This window comes from Nonomuraea sp. NPDC049750 (genome assembly GCF_040659625.1).
Classification (GTDB): Bacteria; Actinomycetota; Actinomycetes; order Streptosporangiales; family Streptosporangiaceae; genus Nonomuraea.
Genome location: NZ_JBFANB010000006.1, coordinates 26,231 through 49,081 on the forward strand (window position 1 = coordinate 26,231; position 22,851 = coordinate 49,081).

Consider the following 22,851-nt stretch of genomic DNA (forward strand, 5'->3'; position numbering starts at 1 on the left):
ATCACGGTGTAGTCCCGCTCCACGGGGCCCCCGGGGCTGCCGGTCCGCGTGCTTGGCGGGCGGGAGAGACCTCCGGCGCTCTTTTTTTGCATGCCGGAGGTAGACCACGTGATCGTACCTGTTTGGGCCTGGATCGCCGTCATAGGCGGCCTGCTGGTCGTTCTCGCCATCGACCTCTGGATCGTCGACCGCGGTGAAGCCCGCGAGTTCTCGATGCGGCAGGCCGGATACTGGGTCACCTTCTATGTGCTGCTCGCCGTGGTGTTCGGCGGTCTGCTGTGGGCCACGCTCGGCGGTGCCAAGGCGGGGGAGTTCTTCGCCGGCTACATCACCGAATACAGCTTGAGCGTCGACAACCTGTTCATCTTCTTCATCATCATGAGCAGGTTCGCGGTGCCCAAGGCGTACCAGCACAAGGTGCTGCTCGTCGGGATCCTGCTGGCGCTGGTCATGCGCGGCATCTTCATCGCGCTCGGCGCGGCGGCGCTGGAGCGGTTCAGCTGGTTGTTCTACGTCTTCGGCGCTTTCCTGGTCTACACCGCGATCAACCTGATCCGGCAGCACCTCAAGGGCGACGAAGAGGAGTTCAACGAGAACATCCTGCTCAGGTGGGTGCGCAAGGCCTTCCCCACCACCGAGGGCTACGTCGGGTCGAAGGTCACCGTCAAGATCGACGGGCGTCGGATGGTCACCCCGATGCTCATCGTGATGGTCGCCATCGGCAGCACCGACCTGCTGTTCGCGCTCGACTCGATTCCCGCCATTTTCGGACTCACCAAGGACCCGTTCATCGTCTTCGCGGCCAACGCGTTCGCGCTGATGGGACTACGTCAGCTCTACTTCCTGCTGGGGGGCCTGCTTCAGCGACTGGTCTACATCAGCTATGGACTTGCGTTCATATTGGGCTTCATCGGGGTTAAGCTCATATTGGAGGCACTGCATGCCAGCGAGGTCTCCTGGGCGCCCGAAATCCCCATCTGGGTCTCGCTCACGGTCATCGGCGCCACCATGGTCATCACCACCGCGGCCAGCCTGATCAAGGCCCGTGTCGATGCGCGCAAGGGCGAGGAAGCCAGCAGGGCTAGCTAAATGGCTTTCGAGGCGCTTTGCTTGAGAAGTTGCGCCGTGTAATAGTTGCTGACTCTGTAACATCACGGCAAAGCGCCCAGTCCAGTCACCATCGAAGGTTGTACGTGTCAGACGATTCTGCCAAGACGGGCCGCGTGCGGCTCGCGCGCGGGGTGTCCCCGTGGCTCTTCCCCACCGTCGCCGCCGCGGCCACCACCGCGCTGCTGACGCGCCGGGACCGTCGATGGGCGCTGGCGGCTGTGCCGCTGGGCGCCCTCACCGGTGCCATGCTCTGGTTCTTCCGTGACCCGGACCGCACGCCGGGCGAGGGGCGGATCCTGTCACCGGCCGACGGCGTCGTGCAGAGCATCGACCCGCAGGCCGACGGGCGCACCCGCGTCGCGATCTTCATGAGCCCGCTGAACGTCCATGTGAACAGGGCCCCCCTTGCGGGAAATGTCACCTCCGTGCAGCATGTGGCGGGTGGGTTCCTGCCGGCTTTCAACAAGGACAGCGACCAGAACGAACGCGTGGTGTGGCATTTCGCGACGGCGCTCGGCGACGTCGAGATGGTGCAGATCGCAGGCGCGGTGGCGCGCAGGATCGTGCCATACGTGACCGTCGGCGCCAAGGTCTCGCAGACCGAGCGGATCGGGCTCATCAGGTTCGGGTCGCGGGTCGACATCTACCTTCCCGAAGGGATCTCGTCCGCGGTGTCCGTGGGCGAGAAGACGGTTGCGGGGGTGACCAGAATTGACCGCGGCTGACGCCGGCAGCTGGCAGGCCGACGACGAAGAACCTCGAGGACCCGTCGGCAAGGCGTTCCGCCTGTCCGCGGCGGACTCGCTCTCGCTGGGCAACGCCATCTGCGGGTTTCTCGCGGTGTGCGTCCTGGCCTCATCGGCGATCCAGTCGCTCAAGGCCGGGGGCGACTTCACGCCCGCGCCGAGCTACTTCGCGACCGCCGTGGTGCTGCTGCTCATCGGCGCCACCTGTGACCTGTTCGACGGTCTGGTCGCGCGGCGCTTCCGCGCCTCGGCCATGGGCGCCGAGCTCGACAACCTCGCCGACGTGATCAGCTTCGGGTTCGCGCCCGCGTTCATGGTCGTGATCTGGGGTGGTTTCACGGACAAGGTGCCGTTCGCCGCTGTGGTGGCCGCCGCCGCGGCGGTGCTGGTCGCCGGTGTCGTCCGGCTGGCGCGGTTCGCCTGCGTCAAGACCAAGAGCGGCGACTTCATGGGCCTGCCCATTCCCATGGGCGCCATGACCGTCATCTCGATCGTGATGCTGTTCCAGCCGAGCCTTTACTCGTTGCTCGCGGTGCTCGGCGTGGCCTGGCTGATGGTGAGCCGGATCGAATACCCCAAGCCCAAGGGGCAGCTCGCCGCGGTGGTGCTCGGGTGGATCATGATCAATGTGGCCTTCCTGACCTTCTGGGTGGCCTGGCCCGAGGGTGGCGACCTGCCCATCAAGATCGGCGCCACCATGCAGATCGCGCTCGTGGCGGCGATCCCGCTGCGGGTGCTGTTCTACAAGCGTGAGCAGCGCAGGGAAGCCGAGCGCATCGGCAGCTGAGCGGATACGTCCGCCGTTATCCGGGTGGTGATGCAGCCATGTCGGCCACGCCGCGCGAGCACACGCGTACGTACTTTCTCGCGAAGCTGGCCAGGGAGCTGGAGCTGCACGGGCTGACCACTACCCTGCTGCCCTACCCGCCCGCGCTGCGGGTCAGCGATCCCGACACCGCGATGCTCGTCGAGACCGTCGACTGCGTGCCGCTGCCGGAGGGTTGGTTCTACCGCTGGTCGTGGGGCGAGGTCGTCGGCCTCGCCGACGATCCCGCCCTGGCGGCCCAGCGGATCGCCCGAGTCCTGGCGAACCGCTGACGTTGGCGGGTCTTACCAGCCTCGGGCCTTCCATTCCGGCAGGGACGGGCGCTCGGCGCCGAGCGTGGTGTCCTTGCCGTGGCCCGGGTACACCCAGGTGTCGTCGGGCAGCCGGTCGAAGATCCGCTCGGCGACATCGCCGAAGAGCTGGGCGAAGCGCTCCGGATCCTTCTGCGTGTTGCCCACCCCACCCGGGAAGAGCGAGTCGCCGGTGAACAGGTGTCGCCCCTCGTCGCCGCCGTCGTACAGCAGGGCGATCGAACCGGGCGTGTGACCGCGCAAGTGGATCACCTCGAGGTCGGCCACGCCGACCGTGATCCTGTCGCCGTGCTCGACCGTGCGGTCCACCGGGATCGGCAGGCCGGGCGCGTCGAGCGGGTGCGCGATCACCTGGGCGCCCGTCACCTTGGTCACCTGCTCCAGCGCCTGCCAGTGGTCGCCGTGCTGGTGGGTCGTGACGATCGCGCTGATCGGCTGGTCGGTGATGAGCGCCAGCAGCCGGTCGGCCTCCGCGGCGGCGTCGATCAGCAGGCCGTCGCCGGTCTGGGTGCAGCGCAGCAGGTAGGCGTTGTTGTCGAACGGCCCCACTGCCAGCTTGCAGATCGACAGCTTCGGGAGCTCGCGTACGTCGGCGGGACCGCCGACCTGGACGTCACCTGTGTAGGTCATGGGTAGTCCTTCGGGGGCGTCGCGGGCAGATCAGCGGGGGCGGGCATCGTCATCCAGGGCGGCGCCACGGGAACCGGCGTTGACAGCCGCCCCTCCGTCACCACCCTAACGCCCGTGCCGTCGGATCTCCCGATGAGCCATGCCAGAACGTCGGCCGCGTCGCCCTCGACCGCCGGCCCGGGGCCCAGGTCGCCCCACGTCCGCCCACCGCGCAGGGTGATCTCGCTGACGGTGCTTCGCGCGTGCGGCCAGCACCGCATGCAGTCGTGGAGTTCCCGGTCGACGAACGTCTCGGGCCAGTCCGCCGGGCCGTACCCCGCGCCGAGATCCACGTGGTGCACTTCGACCTCGCGCAGCCGCCGTACGAGGATGTACCAGGCGGGGTGCGGCGGCGGGCGCATGGCCGAGACGGTCGCCCGCCACGCCGCCTCCGGGAGGTCGTGGATCTCGGCGGCCAGCCGGGCGTCGGCGGCCGCCAGCTCGGCGACGTGCTCGGCGGGAGTACGGCCCGCGCCGGCCTCGATGCCCGCCTCCCGCGCCGCGGCGGTCGGGTACTGCGGCGTCTCGACTCCGGTCCTGGCCCAGGTCAGCAGGTTGATGTGGCTGTCGGCGTTGCCCGCCACGTGGGCGAGCACGTGGCCCCTGGACCAGCCCGGAAGGAGCGAGGGGGCGGCGACGTCGTCCTCGGTAAGGGACGCCGCCGTGGCCAGAAAACGGGCGGTCGACGCGGCCAGCTCGGCCTGCAGCGTCAGCAGAACGGTCATGCCGGATATTTCATCATCCGGGGGGTTCTGGGGGCTGCTGGGGGCATAAAATGGCTGGTCACGCGGTTGACAGCTAAAGGCCACCTGCAGGGGTGGGAGTAGGCCGTAACCTGGTAGCGACGGATTTTCGGGGTTCGACGAGCGGGCCGCCGAAATTGTCGGAGCCCCCGTCTACCATCCCCCGTGGACCTATCCGCCTTTCGACATCCGGGATCGCCGTGGCAGACCGCCTGATCGTGCGTGGTGCACGAGAACACAACCTCAAAGACGTCTCGCTGGACCTGCCGCGAGACTCTCTGATCGTCTTCACCGGCCTGTCCGGCTCGGGCAAGTCGAGCCTGGCCTTCGACACGATCTTCGCTGAGGGCCAGCGGCGCTATGTCGAGTCGTTGTCGGCCTACGCCCGCCAGTTCCTCGGTCAGATGGACAAGCCCGACGTGGACTTCATCGAGGGCCTGTCTCCCGCGGTGTCGATCGACCAGAAGGCCACCAGCAAGAACCCCCGCTCGACGGTCGGCACGATCACCGAGGTCTACGACTACCTGAGGCTGCTGTGGGCGCGCATCGGCAAGCCCCACTGCCCGGTGTGCGCGCGGCCGATCGCCAGGCAGATGCCGCAGCAGATCGTCGACCGCGTGATGGATCTGGAGGAGGGCACCCGCTTCCAGGTGCTGGCCCCGGTCGTCAGGGGTCGCAAGGGCGAATACGCCGAGCTGTTCCGAGAGCTGCAGACCAAGGGCTTCGCCCGGGCGCGGGTCGACGGCGTGATCATCCGGCTGGAGGAGCCGCCCACGCTGAAGAAGCAGGAGAAGCACGACATCGAGGTCATCGTCGACCGGCTGTCGGTGAAGGAGTCGTCGCGCCGACGGCTCACCGACTCGGTCGAGACCGCGCTGCAGCTGTCCGGCGGCACGATCACGCTGGAGTTCGTCGACCTGCCCGAGGGCGATCCCAACCGCGAGCGCTTCTACTCCGAGCATCTCTACTGCCCCTACGACGACCTGTCGTTCGAGGAGCTGGAGCCGCGCTCGTTCTCCTTCAACTCGCCTTTCGGCGCCTGCCCGGAGTGCACGGGGCTCGGCACCAAGATGGAGGTCGACCCCGACCTGGTCGTCCCCGATCCGGAGGCGACGCTCCGAGACGGCGCGCTCCACCCCTGGTCGGGCGGCCACACCAGCGAATACTTCGTCAGACTCGTCGAGGCGCTCGGCCACACCATGGGCTTCACCCTCGACACGCCGTGGGAGAAGCTGCCCAAGGCCGCGCAGAAGTCCCTGCTGTTCGGCCACGACGAGCAGGTGCACGTCCGCTACAGCAACCGCTACGGCAGGCAGCGCTCCTACTACACGACCTACGAGGGCGTCATCCCGTGGGTCCAGCGCCGGCACGTCGAAGCCGAGAGCGACTCGACCCGCGAGCGGTTCGAGGGCTACATGCGCGAGATCCCCTGCCCGGCCTGCAAGGGCGCCAGGCTCAAGCCGGTCACGCTGGCCGTCACCGTCGCCGACAAGTCGATCGCCGACGTGTCGTCCATGTCGATCGGCGAGTGCGCGGAGTTCCTGTCCGAGCTCAAGCTGTCCGACCGCGACATGCAGATCGCCGAGCGGGTGGTCAAGGAGATCAACGCCCGCATGGGCTTCCTGCTCGACGTCGGCCTCGACTACCTGACCATGGACCGCGCCGCCGCCACCCTGGCGGGCGGCGAGGCCCAGCGCATCCGGCTGGCCACCCAGATCGGCTCCGGCCTGGTCGGCGTCCTGTACGTCCTGGACGAGCCGTCGATCGGCCTGCACCAGCGCGACAACATGCGGCTGCTCGACACGCTGATCAGGCTGCGCGACATGGGCAACACGCTGATCGTCGTCGAGCACGACGAGGACACGATCGCGGCCGCCGACTGGGTGGTCGACATCGGTCCGGGCGCGGGCGAGCACGGCGGCCAGGTCGTCGTGTCCGGCACCGTTCAGGAGCTGCTGGCCAGCGAAGAGTCGATGACCGGCCAATACCTGTCCGGGCGCAGGAGCATCCCGATCCCCGCCAAGCGCCGCAAGCGCGACAGGAAGCGGCAGATCACGGTCAAGGGCGCGCGCGAGCACAACCTCAAGGGCGTCGACATCGAGTTCCCGCTCGGCCTGTTCACCGCGGTCACCGGCGTGTCGGGGTCCGGCAAGTCGACCCTGGTCAACGACATCCTCTACAACGCGCTGGCCAAGGAGCTCAACGGGGCGCGCACCGTGCCCGGGCGGCACTCCCGGATCAACGGCATCGACCAGGTCGACAAGGTCGTCCACGTCGACCAGTCGCCGATCGGGCGCACCCCGCGCTCCAACCCGGCCACCTACACCGGCGTGTTCGACCACGTACGCAAGCTGTTCGCGGCCACCACCGAGGCCAAGGTGCGCGGCTACCAGCCGGGACGCTTCAGCTTCAACGTCAAGGGCGGCCGCTGCGAGGCGTGCGCCGGCGACGGCACCATCAAGATCGAGATGAACTTCCTGCCCGACGTGTACGTCCCGTGCGAGGTCTGCCACGGCGCCCGCTACAACCGGGAGACGCTGGAGGTCCACTACAAGGGCAAGACGATCTCCGAGGTGCTCGACATGCCGATCGAGGAGGCGCTCGGCTTCTTCGACGCGATTCCGGCGATCAAGCGCCACCTGCAGACGCTCAACGACGTCGGCCTCGGCTACGTACGGCTCGGGCAGCCCGCCACGACCCTGTCCGGCGGCGAGGCGCAGCGCGTCAAGCTGGCCTCCGAGCTGCAGCGGCGGCAGACCGGGCGGACGATCTACGTGCTCGACGAGCCGACCACCGGGCTGCACTTCGAGGACATCCGGCGGCTCCTCGGAGTGCTCGGGCGGCTGGTCGACGGCGGCAACACGGTGATCGTCATCGAGCACAACCTCGACGTCATCAAGACGGCCGACTGGGTGATCGACATGGGGCCCGAGGGTGGCTCGCGGGGCGGCACGCTGGTGGCCACGGGGACGCCTGAGGAGATCGCGCTGGTGGACGAGAGCCACACGGGGCGCTTCCTGCGCAAGATCCTCTCGCTCTGAGGTTCCCTTTTCTCCAGGGTTTTTCTGTACGGCGGGTAGCCGCCGTACGGAAACCCGGGGACCGGCCGTGTCCGTCGGGACGGGACGGTCGGGGGCTCGGCCTGGTGATGGACGGGGCCTGGGACCGTCGTGCGGGCCTGAGGGGGTGCGGGTCCCTAAGGGGCGCCATGGGGCCCGATAGCAATGTGTCACAGTCACCCCCTCGCAGGGGCGGGTCCGTGAGGTCCGGTAAGGCGGTCACAACCCCCGAAGGGCGGGCCTCTGAGGGGCGTCATGAGGTCCGGTAAGGCGGTCACAGCCCCGAAGGTGCGGGTCCCTGAGGCGGCGTCATGCGGTGCTGGCTGGGCGTTGAACGGTCGGGCGGGCCTGCGGGGCCTACGTCGGGCGAGGCGCGGTGGCTCGGGATTCTCTGCCTCGCGGCGATGACCCGGACGGGGGACCGAGGGGTGTCGGGAATAAAGTTGACCAGACGATAGCGGCCTGGCCTGCAGGGGGTCAGTGGCCACGGGGAAGGGCTCACACCATGGGGATTACGGAGCTGGGCAGCGCCATGCCCGAAATCGGGCGTCGCGAGGCGCTCGGCGCGGCCGGACTGGCGGCGTGCGGTCTCGCGGTCGCGGGGTGTGGCGGCGGCGCCAGCGCGGAGCCTGCCGGAATCAAGGGGCAGGTGCTCGCCAAGACCGCGGACGTGCCCGTGGGCGGCGGCGTCCTGGTGGAGAAGTACAAGATCGTCGTCACCCAGCCGGCGAAGGGCGTCTTCAAGGCGTTCAGCGCGGTCTGCACGCACAAGGGCTGCGCCGTCGGCTCGCCCGAGGAGAACGTGATCACGTGCGGGTGCCACGGCAGCGAGTTCGCCGCCGACAGCGGCAAGGCGCTCAAGGGCCCGGCGACCGCGCCGCTCGTGGCCTATCAGGTCAAGGTCGTGGGTGACGGCGTCGTGGTGGCCTGAACAGGTAATTCTGCGTGGTTCCCGGGATTGGCGTACGGCAGGCTGAACCGGCGCGAGGGCGCTGGCCGTACCTGAAGTGAGAACGAGACCTGGGAGGACGCAATATGACCGAAACGACGCGCCGGGCGGTGGTGCTCGGGGCCGGAGGCGCCGGGCTCGCAGTGGTGATGACCGCTTGCGCGAGCTACGGCTCGCCGACGACCCAGGCGAGTGAGGCACCTGCGGCCGACGAGCCGTCGTCCGCGGCCCCGAAGAAGAAGAAAGCCGCCGCCGGCAAGGCGCTCGCCGAAACCGGCGACATCCCCAGCGGGGGCGGGAAGGTCTTCGAGAGCCAGAAGATAGTCGTCACCCAGCCGACGGAGGGGGAGTTCAAGGCGTTCACGGCGGTCTGCACCCATCAGGGATGCACGGTCGACGAGGTCGCGGACGGCACCATCAACTGCCCGTGCCACGGGAGCAAGTTCAAGATTTCGGACGGTTCCGTCGCAGGTGGCCCGGCTTCCGAGCCGCTCGCGGAGAAGAAGATCAAGGTCAGCGACGGTAAGATCACGCTCGCCTAGCGGGTCCTCATGAATTTCTCACCTGTGTGCGGTTGGGTGAGCTCATGGGAGATGACTTTCAGAGTCGCAGAGCGATGATCGCCGGTGTGGGCGTAGGTGGTCTGACACTGGCGCTGACCGCGTGCGGCAGTAACGACGCCGCGAGCGGCGCGCAGACCTCGACCGCCGACACGCAGTCGAGTGCTCCGGCGGCCGCGGGCGGCGCATTGGCGAAGACCTCCGACATCCCCGTGGGCGGGGGGACGGTCTTCAAGGAGCAGAAAGTGGTGGTGGTGCAGCCCAAGTCGGGCGAGTTCAAGGCGTTCAGCGCGATCTGCACCCACCAGGGCTGTACGGTCGGCGGCGTCGCGAACGGGATGATCGACTGCCCATGCCACGGCAGCAAGTTCAAGATCGACGACGGATCCGTCTCCGCCGGACCGGCCAAGAAGCCGCTTCCTGAGCAGCAGATCAAGGTTGAGGGAGACCGGATCACGCTCGCCTAGGCGCACGCCCGCCGTACCAGGACGACTGGTACGGCGGGCCGCCTTGTCGGTGCGGCCCGTTAGTCTTTGAACGTGGCGAGATCAGCGCGCAGTCCCCTGAGTTTCCGCCCCCAATCGGGGTCCATTCCCGACTCTCCGGGGGTCTACCGGTTCAGGGACGCGCATGGCCGGGTGATCTACGTCGGCAAGGCCAAGAGCCTGCGGCAGCGGCTCAACTCCTACTTCGCCGACTTCTCCGCGCTGCATCCGCGCACTCAGACGATGCTCACCACCGCCGCCGACGTCGACTGGACGGTGGTCGGCACCGAGGTCGAGGCGCTGCAGCTCGAATACTCCTGGATCAAGGAGTTCGACCCCCGCTTCAACGTCAAATACCGCGACGACAAGTCCTACCCCTACCTCGCCGTCACCATGGGCGAGGACTTCCCGCGCGTGCAGGTGATGCGGGGCGCCAAGCGCAAGGGCACCCGCTACTTCGGCCCCTACTCCCACGCCTGGGCCATCCGCGAGACCGTCGATCTGCTGCTGCGCGTCTTTCCCGTCCGCACGTGCAGCGCGGGGGTGTTCAAGCGGGCCGGGCAGATCGGCCGGCCGTGCCTGCTGGGCTACATCGACAAGTGCTCGGCGCCGTGCGTGGGCCGGGTCACCCCGGACGAGCACCTGGCCCTGGCCGAAGACTTCTGCGACTTCATGGCGGGCAACACCGGCCGCTTCATCAAGCGGCTTGAGCGCGACATGCGCGAGGCCGCCGCGGCACAGGAATACGAGCGGGCCGCCAGGCTCCGCGACGACATCCAGGCCCTGCAGCGCGCGCTCGAGAAGCAGGCCGTCGTCCTCGGCGAGGGCACCGACGCCGACGTGATCGCGCTGGCCGAGGACCCGCTCGAAGCCGCCGTCCAGGTCTTCTACGTGCGCGGCGGCCGCATCCGCGGCCAGCGCGGCTGGGTGGTCGACAAGGTCGAGGAGAGCTCGCCGGGCGAGCTGGTGGAGCAGTTCCTGCTGCAGATGTACGGCGAGGCGGGCGCCGAGTCGATGCCCCGCGAGGTCCTCGTGCCCGTGCTGCCGCCCGACAACGAGGCGATCACCGAGCTGCTGTCGGAGCAGCGCCGCGCCCGGGTCGAGGTCCGGGTGCCGCAGCGCGGCGACAAGAAGTCGCTGATGGAGACCGTCGAGCGCAACGCCAAGGAGTCGCTCGCCCAGCACAAGATCCGCCGGGCCGGCGACCTGACCACCCGCAGCAAGGCGCTGCAGGAGATCGCCGACGCGCTCGACCTCGACCAGGTGCCGCTGCGCGTCGAGTGCTACGACGTCTCGCACCTGCAGGGCGAGAACGTCGTGGCGTCGATGGTGGTGTTCGAGGACGGCCTGGCCCGCAAGAGCGAATACCGCCGCTTCGCCGTCAAGACCAAGGAAGGCGACGTCGCCTCCATCTACGAGGTCATCCAGCGGCGGTTCCGGCGCTACCTGGAGGAGCGCTCGAACACTGGAGAGCTGGCGGCCGACGACGATGCCGACGGACCCAACGGGCCCATCGACCCGGAGACCGGGAAGCCGCGCAAGTTCGCCTACCCGCCCAATCTGGTCGTGGTCGACGGCGCCGGCCCCCAGGCGGCCGCCGCCCAGCGGGCGCTCGACGAGCTCGGCATCGATGACGTCGCCGTGTGCGGCCTGGCCAAGCGGCTCGAAGAGGTGTGGCTGCCCGGCGACGACCAGCCGGTGATCATGCCGCGCTCCAGCGAGGGACTCTACCTGCTGCAACGCGTGCGGGACGAGGCACACAGGTTCGCCATCACCTACCATCGTGCTAAGAGGTCCAAGACCGTGAAGGAGAGCGCGCTCGACACTGTGCCCGGCCTCGGACCGGCGCGTCGGCAGGCGCTGCTCAAACACTTCGGCTCCGTGAAGAAGCTGCGCGAGGCCACCGCCGCCGAAATGTGCGAGGTCCCCGGCATCGGCCCGGCCATCGCCGAGGTGATCGCGTCGACGCTGAAGGGGGAGGGACAGTGAGCCCGCCGAACGGAGTGAGGCAATGAACACCGAGCCGGCGTTCGTCATCGTCACCGGCATGTCAGGCGCGGGTCGCAGCACCGCGGCCAAGGCGTTGGAAGACCTGGGCTGGTTCGTCATCGACAACCTGCCGCCGGGACTGCTGTTCGCCATGGCGGAGGAGGCGGGCAAGGTCAAGCTGGCCGCCGACAAGGTGGCCGCCGTCGTCGACGTGCGCAGCCTGGCCTTCACCAGCGACCTCAACGCCGCCATCGAAGAGCTTGAGGGCCGCGGCGTGCGGGTGCGCGTGGTCTTCCTGGAGGCCAGCGACGAAGGGCTGGTACGCAGGTTCGAGAACGTACGCAGGCCCCACCCGCTCCAGGGCGAGGGCCGGCTCGTCGACGGCATAGCCCGCGAACGCGGCATCCTGCGCGAGGTGCGCGCCAACGCCGACCTGGTGATCGACACCTCCTCGCTCAACGTGCACGAGCTGCGCAACAAGATCGTCAACTTCTTCGGCGGCGAGGACCGGCCGGGGCTGCGGCTCAACGTGGTCTCGTTCGGCTTCAAGTACGGCCTGCCGGTCGACGCCGACCTCGTGGTCGACTGCCGCTTCCTGCCCAACCCGCACTGGGTGCCGGATCTGCGGCCGATGAGCGGGCTCGACGCGCCGGTGCGCGACTACGTGCTCGGCCAGCCGGGAGCCAAGGAGTTCCTCGACGCGTACGAGGAGGTTCTGCAGGTGATCGCCGCCGGATACGCGCGCGAGGGCAAGAGCTACGCCACACTGGCGGTGGGCTGTACGGGTGGCAAGCACCGCAGCGTGGCGATGGCCGAGCAGGTCGCCGGCCGACTGCGGGACCGCGGCATGGAAGTCCAGGTCAGCCACCGGGATGTGGGGCGGGAGTGACCGATGAAGGCCAAGACCAGGGTGAGGCGGCCGTAGCCGACGCGGCGCTGGGTGACGCCGTCGCAGCCGGCGCGCCGTCGGATGACCGGCCGCGGGTGGTGGCGCTGGGCGGGGGGCATGGGCTCTACGCCTCGCTGTCGGCGCTGCGCGGCGTGGTGGGCGACCTGACCGCGGTGGTGACGGTCGCCGACGACGGCGGCTCCAGCGGGCGGCTCAGGCGTGAACTCGGCGTGCTTCCTCCCGGCGATCTGCGCATGGCGCTGGCCGCGCTCTGCGGCGACGACGAGTGGGGGAGCACCTGGAGCGAGGTGGTCCAGCACCGCTTCCGCAGCGAGGGCGACCTGCACGGCCACGCCGTCGGCAACCTGCTCATCGTGGCGCTGTGGGAGCTGCTCGGCGACCCCGTGGCGGGTCTCGACTGGGTGGGCCGGCTGCTCGGCGCCCACGGCAGGGTGCTGCCGATGGCGTCGGTGCCGCTCGACATCGTGGCCGAGGTGGAGCTCGACGGCGTCACCTCGACCGTACGCGGGCAGGTGGCCTGCGCGCTGACCCCCGGCCGGGTGCAGGCGATCTCGCTGGTGCCGGAGGACCCGCCCGCGCGGCCCGAGGCCGTGCGCGCCGTGCTGGAGGCCGACTGGCTGGTGTTCGGGCCCGGATCGTGGTTCACCAGCGTTTTACCGCATCTCAAGGTGCCCGAGCTGGCTCGGGCGCTGCACGAGTCGAAGGCTCAGCGGCTGGTGACGCTCAACCTGGCGCCGCAGCCCGGCGAGACCGACGACTTCTCACCCCAGCAGCACCTGGAGGTGCTCCGGCAGCACGCGCCCGGCCTGCGCGTCGACGTCGTGCTCGCCGACACCGGCGTGGTCGACGACCGCGACGCTCTGGAGAAGGCCGCCACCGCGCTCGGCGGGCGGCTCGTCATGGCCGACGTCGCGGCCGCAGACGGCTCCCCCCGGCATGACTCACGACGTCTTGCCTCCGTCCTGGACGAGATTTTCCTCCAGAAGCGTTGATCCTGGTCGGCGCGGCGCAAAGGTGCGAGACACTGCTGAGAGCCGGTCTGAATGGGGGAGGACTAACGCTTATGGCGATGACGGGTGTGGTGAAGGACGAGCTGAGCCGCCTGCCGGTGCTGAAGCCTTGCTGCCGGAAGGCGGAGGTGTCGACGCTGTTGCGGTTCGCCAGCGGGCTGCACCTGGTGGGCGGGCGCATCGTGATCGAGGCGGAGCTCGACACCAACGCCACCGCGCGGCGGCTGATCAAGGACATCGGGGAGGTGTTCGGTCACAAGGCCGAAGTGCTCGTGCTGGCACCCGCCGGGCTGCGCAAGGGCTCGCGCTATGTCGTGCGCGTCTACCGCGACGGTGAGGCGCTGGCCCGGCAGACGGGTCTCATCGACAACCACGGGCGCCCGGTCCGCGGCCTGCCTCGTCAGGTGGTGGCGGGGGCCGCCTGCGACGCCGAGGCCGCGTGGCGCGGGGCGTTCCTGGCGCACGGCTCGCTGACCGAGCCGGGGCGCTCCATGTCGCTGGAGGTCACCTGCCCGGGGCCCGAGGCGGCGCTGGCGCTGGTGGGGTCGGCGCGGCGGCTCAAGATCCACGCCAAGGCGCGGGAGGTGCGGGGCGTCGACCGGGTGGTGGTACGCGACGGCGACGCCATCAGCGCGCTGCTGACGCGGCTCGGGGCGCACGACAGCGTGCTGGCCTGGGAAGAGCGCCGGATGCGCCGCGAGGTGCGGGCCACGGCCAACCGGCTCGCCAACTTCGACGACGCCAACCTGCGCCGCTCGGCGCGGGCCGCGGTGGCGGCGGGGGCGCGGGTGCAGCGGGCGCTGGAGATCCTGGGCGAGGAGGCGCCCGACCACCTGGTGATCGCGGGGCGGCTGCGGGTGGAGCACAAGCAGGCGTCTCTGGAGGAGCTGGGACAGATCGCGGATCCGCCGCTGACGAAGGACGCGATCGCCGGACGTATCCGGCGACTGCTGGCGATGGCCGACAAACGCGCCACCGACCTGGGCATCCCCAACACCGAGGCGAACCTCACCGTGGACATGCTCGCCCAGTGAGGGTTCTCAACGGCCGTTGCCTCTGTCTCTGGGCGGTGTGGTGGCCCCGTGAAGGTTCTGTGCGCGGTGTGGCGGCCCGGTGACCGCGGGCAAGTGACTGCGTGTGTCAGGAGTCTCTGAGAGCGCGGTAGGAGCGTTCTGAGGGTTCTGTTCGTGCGGGGTATCGCTTGCGTCGCTCTGCCGTGCGTGCCTTTCCGCCAAGGCGGTTCATGTGTTACGGCAGGCACGGTGGGCGCCGACCGCCGTTGTGGGCTGGGCCCTGTCCAGGGGGACGCTCCTCCGGTGGCGGGACTTCCCGCCGTGACGTGCGCATGCTTGGCCGTCTCCGTGGAATGGGCCGGTGAGCCGTTTCAGGCCTGGCCCGAGTCTCTCGGGGTGAAGAGGTCGCCCGTGGGGCGTGAGGGGCTGGAGGGGCTTTGGAGGGGCTCGAAGGGGGCCCGGTACTCCGGTTCGGCCGGGGCCGGGTCCTCCGGTGGGGTGAGGGAGGCTCGGCGGGCTCGGACGCGACGTACTCGTACGCGTACGAGGAAATAAGCCGTCAGGGCCGCCAACACCAGCGGGAGCCAGGGCTCCCACGAGTCCTTCAGCGAGGGCCAGAGGCCGGTCAGCTCGGCCGGGAAGTTGGTGATGAGGCGCTCGAGGCTCAGGTCGGGCCGGCCGCCGGTGGTCGTCGCGCGGGCGGTGGTCCATCCCAGGGCCACCGCCGCCGCCGAGCAGAGGCCCGACCACCATGGCAGGAGCCGGCTGCCCGGCCTGAACAGGCATACCAGGAGAGACAGGAGCAGGGCCGAGGCGAAGGCGATCGTGGTCATCGCCCAGAGGCCGTCGCCGGCGGTCAGGAAGGCAGCCGGGATGAAGCGGTCTCCGTACAGGAGTACCGCCGCTTGCGCGATGGCGCAGACGAGCGTGGCAACGAAACCCACGATCAGGCCAGACAGCAGGCCGGACCTAGGTTGTGACATCTCAGCCCCCAGAGAATGCCGGAACTTACTCCGATGAGTCGGGCACTTTACTCGAAGCTCACAAATTACGCCGCCTGATCGCGGATTCACGGTAGGGGGAGTCGAGTGGTCTAAACCAATTTGGTTCCGATAGGGTTTGGCATTGAGGTTTTTAGCTCGCCATCACGTACGAGGAGATCGGTTTCCGTGAGCATCCGCGTAGGCGTCAACGGCTTCGGCCGCATCGGTCGCAACTTCTGGCGTGCGGTGGCCGCCAGCGGCAAGGACATCGAGATCGTTGCGGTCAATGACCTGACCGACAACGCGACGCTCGCCCACCTGCTGAAGTACGACAGCATCCTCGGCCGCCTGCCGTACGAGGTGAAGGTCTCCGGCGACGAGATCACCGTCGACGGCAAGACGATCAAGGTCTTCGAGGAGCGCGACCCGGCCAAGCTGCCCTGGGGCGACCTCGGCGTCGACGTGGTGCTGGAGTCGACCGGCCTGTTCACCGACGCGGCCAAGGCCAAGGTGCACGCCGACAACGGCGCCAAGAAGGTCATCATCTCCGCCCCGGCGAAGAACGAAGACGTCACGATCGTGATGGGTGTCAACGACAACATCTATGACGCCGCCAAGCACACGATCATCTCCAACGCCTCCTGCACCACCAACTGCCTGGCTCCGCTGGCGAAGGTCCTGAACGACGCCTTCACCATCGAGAAGGGCCTGATGACCACCATCCACGCCTACACGCAGGACCAGAACCTGCAGGACGGCCCGCACAAGGACCTGCGCCGCGCCCGCGCCGCCGCCGTCAACGTGGTGCCCACCTCGACCGGCGCCGCCAAGGCCATCGGCCTGGTGCTGCCCGAGCTCAAGGGCAAGCTCGACGGGTTCGCGATGCGCGTGCCGATCCCCACGGGCTCGGCCACCGACCTGACCGTCGAGGTCGGCCGCGACGTGACCGTCGAAGAGGTCAACGCCGCGTACAAGGCCGCCGCCGAGGGGGCGCTCAAGGGCGTGCTCAGCTACACCGAGGACGAGATCGTCTCCAGCGACATCGTCACCGACCCGGCCTCCTGCATCTTCGACGCCGGCCTGACCAAGGTCATCGGCAACCAGGTCAAGGTCGTCGGCTGGTACGACAACGAGTGGGGCTTCTCCAACCGCCTCGTCGACCTCATCCAGTTGGTGGGCGCGGACCTCTGATGCGTACGCTCGACGATCTCGATGTGAAGGGTCGGCGCGTGCTCGTGCGCGCCGACCTCAACGTCCCACTCGACGGTGAGACGATCACCGACGACGGCCGCATCCGCGCGTCGGTGCCGACGATCAAGGCGCTGACCGGCGCGGGTGCGAAGGTCATCGTCTGCGCTCACCTGGGCCGTCCCAAGGGGCGGCCCAACCCCGGCCTCTCGCTGAAGCCGGTCGCCGAGCGCCTCGCCGAGCTGCTCGGCGAGGACGTGACCTTCGCCACCGACGTGGTCGGTGACAGCGCCCAGGGCGTCGCCGGCGCGCTGGAGGAGGGCCAGGTCGCCCTGCTGGAGAACCTCCGGTTCGAGGCGGGCGAGGAGTCCAAGGACGAGGCCGAGCGCGGCGCGTTCGCCGAGAAGCTGGCAGGGCTCGCCGAGCTCTACGTCGGCGATGGCTTCGGCGCGGTCCACCGCAAGCACGCCAGCGTCTACGACGTGCCCCGCCTGCTGCCGCACGCGGCGGGCAAGCTCATCGTGGCCGAGCTGGAGGTGCTCAGGAGGCTCACCGAGGACACCGAGCGCCCCTACGTGGTGGTGCTGGGCGGCGCCAAGGTCTCCGACAAGCTCGGCGTCATCGCCAACCTGCTGGCCAAGGTCGACCGGCTGCTGATCGGCGGCGGCATGGCCTACACCTTCCTCAAGGCCCAGGGCTATGAGGTCGGCAAGTCGCTGCTCCAGGAAGACCAGCTCGACCAGGTGCGCGGCTTCCTCAACGAGGCCGCCGAGCGCGGCGTCGACCTCGTGCTGCCCGTCGACGTGCTGGCCGCGACCGGCTTCGCCGAGGACGCGCCGCACGACGTGGTCGAGGCCACGGCGATCCCGGCCGACCGCGAGGGGCTCGACATCGGTCCCAGGACCCGTGAGCTGTTCGCGGCCAAGCTGGCCGACGCCAAGACCATCTTCTGGAACGGCCCCATGGGCGTCTTCGAGTTCGACGCCTTCTCCGGCGGCACCCGGGCCGTGGCCGAGGCGCTGATCGGGGCCGACGCCCTGACAGTGGTCGGCGGTGGCGACTCGGCGGCGGCCGTACGCAAGTTCGGCCTGCCCGAAGACGGCTTCTCGCACATTTCCACCGGTGGTGGCGCGAGCCTGGAATATCTCGAGGGCAAGACTCTGCCCGGACTCGCCGCCCTGGAGGACTGACCGTGAGAAAGCCGCTTTTCGCCGGCAACTGGAAGATGAACCTCAACCACCTTGAGGGCATCGCACTGGTCCAGAAGCTCGCCTTCGCGTTCACCGACAAGGACTTCGACAAGGCGGAGATAGCCGTCCTGCCGCCGTTCACCGACCTGCGCAGCGTCCAGACGCTCGTCGACGGCGACAAGCTGCGCATCGTCTACGGTGCCCAGGACCTGTCCCAGCACGAGGCGGGCGCCTACACCGGCGAGATCTCGGGCGCGATGCTGGCCAAGCTGAACTGCACGTTCGTCCTGGCCGGCCACTCGGAGCGGCGCCAGTATCACAGCGAGGACGACGACCTGGTCAACGCCAAGGTGCACGCCGCGTTCCGCCACTCGCTCACGCCGATCCTGTGCGTCGGCGAGGGCCTGCCCGTGCGCCAGGCGGGCGAGCACGTTTCACATTGCCTGGCTCAGCTTGACGGCGGACTGCGCAAAGTCTCCGCTGAGCAGGCACAATCGATGGTAGTGGCCTACGAGCCGGTGTGGGCGATCGGCACCGGCGAGGTGGCCACTCCCGAGGACGCGCAGGAGGTCTGTGCGGCGCTGCGAGGCAGACTCGCTGAGCTGTACGACGCCGAAGTGGCCTCCGCAGTACGTATCCTTTACGGAGGGTCAGTCAAGTCAGGCAACATCGCTGGGATCATGGCTCAACCCGATATCGACGGCGCGCTCGTGGGCGGTGCCAGCATCGATGCCGGGGAGTTCGTTAAGATCTGCCGTTTCTCCGATATGTCTGGCTAACTGAGTCGTTCCGGGGGTGCGACTTGACAACAAGCCGTACCCTCTAGAAGCAAGTTTGAATCGTCACGCGTGACAGAGCATTGAAGGACTAGGCATACCGTGGAAATCGGAATCTCCATCGCCCTCATCCTGGCGAGCTGTCTCATGATCCTGCTCGTCCTGCTCCACAAGGGCAAGGGTGGTGGCCTGTCTGACATGTTCGGCGGCGGTTTCTCGTCGAACTTCGGTGGTTCCTCGGTGGTGGAGCGTAACCTCGACCGGTTGACCGTGATCACGGGCACCGTCTGGTTCGTCTGCATCATCGCTCTGGGTCTGCTTCTGCGGCCCTGAGTCAGATTGACGCGTGACAGTGATTCTCCCCCCGTGTGTCACGGGGCGATCGAGCGAGGAGTTCATCCGTGGGTAGTGGCAACGCGATCCGTGGCAGCCGTGTCGGCGCCGGCCCGATGGGGGAGGCCGAGCGCGGCGAGGCAGCTCCGAGAGTGCGGGTCTCGTTCTGGTGCGCCAACATGCATGAGACGCGTCCCAGCTTCGCCAGCGATGCGGCGGTGCCCGAAATGTGGGACTGCCCGCGCTGCGGCCTCCCGGCCGGCCAGGACGAGCAGGCCCCGCCTGCCCCGCCCCGGAACGAGCCGTACAAGACGCACCTGGCTTATGTGAAGGAGCGCAGGAGCGACAAGGACGGCAAGGCGATCCTCGAGGAAGCGCTGGAGCGTCTGCGCAACAACAAGTCCCCCTGGTAGGACCTTGTTATCTCAGAGTTATCTCCGAAGGACCCCGGCACAACTGCGCCGGGGTCCTTCGCTGTTCGTGGGATGGGCTGTCATGGGCGACCCGGGTTTCGCCGGGTGGGGGTCGGCGGTGCTGTGAGTCGTGGGTGGCCGTTCGCGGCGTGGGGTTCGGCCGGGGCGTCGGGATCTGTGGGGTTCGCGGGATAGCGGGCCTTGCGGGGGGTATAGCGGGGTGCTGGGCCTCTACGGGTATGGCGGGGTACTGGGGCCCTCTACGGCTGGGTCTGTAGCGTTTGGCGGGGTTCGGGGTGCCGGGGTCTATGGGGTGGTCTCAGGGGTCTGGCTGGTGCCGGAGAGCTGAGACGCGGTCGCGGACCTGGGACAGGCGGCGTTCGATCTCCGGGAGGAAGCGCGGGTCGAGTGACTCCCGGTCCGTGCTCAGGCGGTGGGCGGCCTCGTCCGTGACCTGTTCCACCAGCCGCAGCACGTCGGCCCGGCCGCTGAGGTAGCCCTCGCGCACCGCGGCCGCGTGTTCGGCGGCCAGTTCGTGATCCACCCCGGTGGTGTCCAGGTCCAGCAGGTCGCGCACCGCCGAGGCGCCGATCGTGAACGCCAACGGCCACACCAGTCCGGCCAGGTCGGCCCAGTGCAGCGGTACGGGCAGCAGCCACACGCAGACGCACAGGATCGACGCCACCGAGGCCACGGCCGCGATCCGGCGTCCCAGCCCCAGGTCGCGCCAGTACATGACCGTCAGCGGGACGGCGAAGAGCATCGCGTGCAGGAACGGCATGCGGGTGAGCCCGCCGGCGGCCATCGTCCGCATGAGGGACGTCGAGACCAGCGCGTCCACCGCGCCGAAGCAGAGTCCCGCGGCCAGCACCCGCGCGTGCGCCGCCGTGCCACGGGCGAGGACGCGCCGATGCGCCCACAAGGCGACCAGCAGCCCGGTCACCGTGAGGGCCGCGCAGGCCGGGAGCGGCACACCGTCCATGTCGCGCCACGAGTGGCTGAGCGAGCCGACGGCGCCGAGGGCGATGGCGATCGGTCCCGCGTCGAACGGCGGAGTGTGCGGGCGGGCGTCCTCAGGCAGGACCACCTTGCTGGAGCCGATCCGCAGTTCCTGCCGTCGCCCGAGCGGCCGTGGCTCCTCCGCGGTGACGGTGAGCGAGCCTGTGGGTGCCAGGCGTACCAGGGCGTCGTGCAGTGCGGCCGTCTGGGCGGGGGAGAGCAGCAACGAGCCGCTCCCGTCCGTGGGACGGAACTCCACGTCGCGGGAGAGGTCCGGGCTGGCCAGATTGTGGCGCTGCTCCCAGCGCAGCAACGCGACCGCCAGGTACTCGGCGTGGTCGGCAGTCTCCTCCGCCAGCCGCTGCCGCCAGGCCGACAGAGGCGACGCCACCTGGCGGCCCGGCCCCGCCAGCAGCGGCCAGGTACGGGTCAGCAGGTCCACCACGGTGTCGGCGCCCATGGCCACGCTGTGCCGACCGGCCAGTTCGGCGCGGCTCCTGGCGGCCTGCCGCTCCGCCGCGGCCACGCGTAGCCGCTGCCGCAGCCGCCCACGCAGGTACCGGCCGATGAACACACCGCCCGCCACACCCCCGGCGGGCCAGAGAAAGGGCGCGGGACTGTACGACCAGCCCGCCACGGCCAGTGCCACGTTGGCCACCGCGCCCGACGTGAGCGGTACGGCCAGCGCCGTCCAGCCGTGCGCCAAGGCCAGCTCGTAGGCCAGGGGCGCGGCCAGCAGGGCGGGGGCGTCGATCGGGTCGCCGGCCAGCGCCGACCAGGCGGCCACGTCGGCGACGTCCAGCGCCAGCCGTACCGGGACGGGGATGCCGTGGCGTCTGAGGGCGCGGAAGACCAGCACGTCGTACAGGCATGAGGCGAGCAGGGTGAGCAGCGCCACGGGTGGCGTGAGGGTCTCCCAGAGGGTCACGCAGATCGTCACCCGCGAGGCCAGCCGCAGGTTGAGGAAGAGGCGGACGGCGGTGAACGAGGTGGACCGCGTGGCGCCCCTGAGCGGTTCACTCATCCGGTGGCGGCGACTGTGACCGGGAGGGGCGGGGTGGTCGCCGTGGTGACGGAGGTGGTGCGGGACATCGCGAGGGGGAAGGTGGTGGGGCTGGCGGTGGCGGGGGTGTTTTGACCCTTGTCGCCCAGGTCAGGAAGCGGGCGATCTGTGGCAGCGACGGCAGGGACTGGGTGCGGTCCGGAGCGCGGCCGTCGGAGGTCGTCGGCGCGAGCCGGGCCTGCCGGTTGAACCGCTCCCGTAATCGGATCCAGGCCCGCGACCGGGGGCTGGCCCGCTCGTCCAGCCGTTCCGGCAGATGCTCCGCCAGCGCGTGCGCCACGGCCGCGTTGACCCGGCTGACGGGGGAGACGCCGAGCCGGATCTCCTCTTCGGGGTCGGCGGGGCCGGGCACGCCCCCAGACGGCTGGAGTACGGCGGCGCGCAGGCGGGCCGCGTCGCCGAGCTGGCTGCGATGGTAGAAGTAGTCGGCCCTGGCCTCCCGCATGCGCCGCCGGACCGCGCCGTCGAGGAAGTGGCCGGTGAGCACGATGACCGTGGTCTGCTGACGGCTCCGGACGCGGCGGACGGCCTCCACGACCGCCACACCGGGGAAGTGGTCGTCGGGGCTGCGCTCGTCGGCGGCGTCCACCAGCACGACGTCGACGCCCTCGTACGACCAGCCGGCCGCCGCCCGGTGATCGAGTCCGGCGATCACCTCCACACCCGGTGTCTCGGACAGGATGGCGACGATGCCGGTGCGGCTGATGTCGTCGTCGTCCACGACGACCACGCGCTTGCCGTGTGTCCCCGTCACACGGTCATTACACTCCGGACCTGATGGCTAGTGCCAGATCCTGATGATCAGCGCGCCCGCGTTGTCGCCGAGGCACCGGTTCTGATCGTTGATCCTCATGAACAGCCGGCCACCGGAACCGGCCCGCCAGCTCCGGTGCGCGCCCAGGGCACGCGAGCCGTCGTTGATCCGGGACAGGAGCCTGCCGTACGGGGAGCTGTCGTGGATCTTGCAGCCCTGGTAGATGTGCGAGTCGGTGTCCCAGTCGTAGCCGTCGGCGCCCACCCACGGGAAGGAGTTGTTGTCGACCGTCCAGCTGCCGCCCACCTGCTCGACCCGGACGCGGTCGCCCGCGTAGACGTAGATCCCGGTGTCCTGCCAGCCGCGCCTGGACGTGATCACCACGTCCCTGCCGCTCTGGGTCGTCGCCTGTGCGACGCCGGGAATGGTCACCGTCATCGCGCAGGCGAGCGCCGCGACGGCCCACGTTCTCCGCATCACCATGTCAGTGTCTTCGATTCTCTGTGTTCACCTAAGTAAAACGGACATCGGCGTAGCCTCGTCGCATGCCGGCCGAGGCCGGGAAGCGATCCGGTGGAAGCCGGAGCCGCGTCCGCCCGGGAGCGGGGTGGACCGTGATGGAGAACCGCGTTGTCAGGGCCTGATTGCGCACTCCTGGAGGAAGTGCGCCTCTTGGGCCACCGCCCCGCCGGACACTGTCCCGTTGATGCGGACACCGACAGGGGTGGGGACCGAGCGCCAGTCAGGCACCCGGCTGTGACAGAAAATTACC

At 69.2% G+C, this 22,851-nt stretch carries 23 protein-coding genes; 17 read left to right on the top strand and 6 right to left on the bottom strand.

The window, feature by feature from the left end; translation table 11 throughout:
• Positions 1 to 108: 108 nt before the first annotated feature.
• The 4 genes from AB0J16_RS18135 to AB0J16_RS18150 all read left to right on the top strand — a co-directional run bounded on the left by AB0J16_RS18135 (position 109) and on the right by AB0J16_RS18150 (position 2,954).
• Positions 109 to 1,089: a TerC family protein gene (locus AB0J16_RS18135; protein ID WP_358447821.1), complete on the top strand. Its 981-nt coding sequence runs from the start codon at positions 109 to 111 to the stop codon at positions 1,087 to 1,089.
• 104 nt (positions 1,090 to 1,193) lie between these two features.
• Entirely contained in the window at positions 1,194 to 1,835 is a 642-nt protein-coding gene (locus tag AB0J16_RS18140; protein ID WP_357958355.1) for a phosphatidylserine decarboxylase, read from the top strand.
• Positions 1,822 to 2,643, top strand: a complete 822-nt coding sequence (gene pssA / locus AB0J16_RS18145; protein ID WP_357958358.1) for a CDP-diacylglycerol--serine O-phosphatidyltransferase — start codon at positions 1,822 to 1,824, stop codon at positions 2,641 to 2,643. The genes AB0J16_RS18140 and pssA overlap by 14 nt, the downstream gene beginning before the upstream one ends.
• Positions 2,644 to 2,681: 38 nt before the next feature.
• On the top strand, positions 2,682 to 2,954 hold the full coding sequence (locus tag AB0J16_RS18150; protein WP_357958360.1) for a hypothetical protein: 273 nt from the start codon (positions 2,682 to 2,684) through the stop codon (positions 2,952 to 2,954).
• Between the two features lie 12 nt (positions 2,955 to 2,966).
• Here AB0J16_RS18150 and AB0J16_RS18155 read toward each other — a convergent pair whose 3' ends face one another.
• Together AB0J16_RS18155 and AB0J16_RS18160 are read right to left on the bottom strand one after the other, a co-directional pair.
• Positions 2,967 to 3,623, bottom strand: coding sequence for an MBL fold metallo-hydrolase (locus tag AB0J16_RS18155; RefSeq protein WP_357958362.1), 657 nt, complete (start codon positions 3,621 to 3,623; stop codon positions 2,967 to 2,969).
• The gene (locus AB0J16_RS18160) at positions 3,620 to 4,387 is read right to left on the bottom strand and encodes a maleylpyruvate isomerase family mycothiol-dependent enzyme (RefSeq protein ID WP_358540418.1); all 768 of its coding nucleotides are present in this window, start codon (positions 4,385 to 4,387) and stop codon (positions 3,620 to 3,622) included. Before AB0J16_RS18160 ends, AB0J16_RS18155 begins: the two co-directional genes overlap by 4 nt.
• 218 nt (positions 4,388 to 4,605) lie before the next feature.
• Here AB0J16_RS18160 and uvrA point away from each other — a divergent pair, with 218 nt between their 5' ends.
• From uvrA to whiA, 8 genes are all read left to right on the top strand, one after another.
• Positions 4,606 to 7,446, top strand: coding sequence for an excinuclease ABC subunit UvrA (gene uvrA, locus AB0J16_RS18165; protein WP_358540421.1), 2,841 nt, complete (start codon positions 4,606 to 4,608; stop codon positions 7,444 to 7,446).
• Between the two features lie 523 nt (positions 7,447 to 7,969).
• Positions 7,970 to 8,395, top strand: coding sequence for a Rieske (2Fe-2S) protein (locus AB0J16_RS18170; RefSeq protein ID WP_358540424.1), 426 nt, complete (start codon positions 7,970 to 7,972; stop codon positions 8,393 to 8,395).
• 104 nt (positions 8,396 to 8,499) lie between these two features.
• Positions 8,500 to 8,955: a Rieske (2Fe-2S) protein gene (locus AB0J16_RS18175; RefSeq protein WP_358540427.1), complete on the top strand. Its 456-nt coding sequence runs from the start codon at positions 8,500 to 8,502 to the stop codon at positions 8,953 to 8,955.
• Between the two features lie 44 nt (positions 8,956 to 8,999).
• Positions 9,000 to 9,440 (top strand): Rieske (2Fe-2S) protein, encoded by a 441-nt coding sequence (locus AB0J16_RS18180; protein WP_358540430.1) that lies wholly within the window; start codon positions 9,000 to 9,002, stop codon positions 9,438 to 9,440.
• Positions 9,441 to 9,536: 96 nt separating this feature from the next.
• Positions 9,537 to 11,447: an excinuclease ABC subunit UvrC gene (gene uvrC, locus AB0J16_RS18185; protein ID WP_358541384.1), complete on the top strand. Its 1,911-nt coding sequence runs from the start codon at positions 9,537 to 9,539 to the stop codon at positions 11,445 to 11,447.
• A gap of 22 nt (positions 11,448 to 11,469) precedes the next feature.
• Complete coding sequence (gene rapZ / locus AB0J16_RS18190; protein ID WP_357958376.1) at positions 11,470 to 12,336, top strand: RNase adapter RapZ; 867 nt, start codon at positions 11,470 to 11,472, stop codon at positions 12,334 to 12,336.
• A 95-nt stretch (positions 12,337 to 12,431) separates the two neighbouring features.
• Positions 12,432 to 13,349 carry a uridine diphosphate-N-acetylglucosamine-binding protein YvcK gene (yvcK, locus tag AB0J16_RS18195; protein WP_357958576.1) on the top strand — a complete coding sequence of 306 codons (918 nt, stop codon included), beginning with the start codon at positions 12,432 to 12,434 and terminating at the stop codon, positions 13,347 to 13,349.
• Between the two features lie 71 nt (positions 13,350 to 13,420).
• Positions 13,421 to 14,401, top strand: a complete 981-nt coding sequence (gene whiA / locus AB0J16_RS18200; RefSeq protein ID WP_357656688.1) for a DNA-binding protein WhiA — start codon at positions 13,421 to 13,423, stop codon at positions 14,399 to 14,401.
• Between the two features lie 350 nt (positions 14,402 to 14,751).
• On the opposite strand, the gene AB0J16_RS18205 is transcribed toward whiA, so the two are convergent.
• The gene (locus tag AB0J16_RS18205; RefSeq protein WP_358540433.1) at positions 14,752 to 15,363 is read right to left on the bottom strand and encodes a hypothetical protein; all 612 of its coding nucleotides are present in this window, start codon (positions 15,361 to 15,363) and stop codon (positions 14,752 to 14,754) included.
• Positions 15,364 to 15,549: 186 nt separating this feature from the next.
• On the opposite strand from AB0J16_RS18205, the gene gap reads away from it, so the two are divergent.
• From gap to AB0J16_RS18230, 5 genes are all read left to right on the top strand, one after another.
• Entirely contained in the window at positions 15,550 to 16,554 is a 1,005-nt protein-coding gene (gene gap, locus AB0J16_RS18210) for a type I glyceraldehyde-3-phosphate dehydrogenase (protein ID WP_358540436.1), read from the top strand.
• Entirely contained in the window at positions 16,554 to 17,741 is a 1,188-nt protein-coding gene (locus AB0J16_RS18215) for a phosphoglycerate kinase (RefSeq protein WP_358540439.1), read from the top strand. The genes gap and AB0J16_RS18215 overlap by 1 nt, the downstream gene beginning before the upstream one ends.
• Positions 17,738 to 18,520 carry a triose-phosphate isomerase gene (tpiA, locus tag AB0J16_RS18220; protein ID WP_358541387.1) on the top strand — a complete coding sequence of 261 codons (783 nt, stop codon included), beginning with the start codon at positions 17,738 to 17,740 and terminating at the stop codon, positions 18,518 to 18,520. Before AB0J16_RS18215 ends, tpiA begins: the two co-directional genes overlap by 4 nt.
• A 99-nt stretch (positions 18,521 to 18,619) precedes the next feature.
• Complete coding sequence (gene secG, locus AB0J16_RS18225; protein WP_214636246.1) at positions 18,620 to 18,850, top strand: preprotein translocase subunit SecG; 231 nt, start codon at positions 18,620 to 18,622, stop codon at positions 18,848 to 18,850.
• Between the two features lie 68 nt (positions 18,851 to 18,918).
• On the top strand, positions 18,919 to 19,263 hold the full coding sequence (locus AB0J16_RS18230) for an RNA polymerase-binding protein RbpA (RefSeq protein ID WP_214636247.1): 345 nt from the start codon (positions 18,919 to 18,921) through the stop codon (positions 19,261 to 19,263).
• 319 nt (positions 19,264 to 19,582) lie between these two features.
• Here the strand turns inward: AB0J16_RS18230 and AB0J16_RS18235 are convergent, their stop codons facing one another.
• From AB0J16_RS18235 to AB0J16_RS18245, 3 genes are read right to left on the bottom strand one after another with little or no spacing between them, the layout of a single operon-like run.
• A complete protein-coding gene (locus AB0J16_RS18235; RefSeq protein WP_358540442.1) occupies positions 19,583 to 21,286 on the bottom strand; it encodes a hypothetical protein in 1,704 nt (567 codons plus the stop codon).
• Positions 21,279 to 22,079, bottom strand: coding sequence for a hypothetical protein (locus AB0J16_RS18240; protein WP_358540445.1), 801 nt, complete (start codon positions 22,077 to 22,079; stop codon positions 21,279 to 21,281). Before AB0J16_RS18240 ends, AB0J16_RS18235 begins: the two co-directional genes overlap by 8 nt.
• Positions 22,080 to 22,106: 27 nt before the next feature.
• Positions 22,107 to 22,556, bottom strand: a complete 450-nt coding sequence (locus AB0J16_RS18245) for a hypothetical protein (protein ID WP_358540448.1) — start codon at positions 22,554 to 22,556, stop codon at positions 22,107 to 22,109.
• Between the last annotated feature and the right edge of the window lie 295 nt (positions 22,557 to 22,851).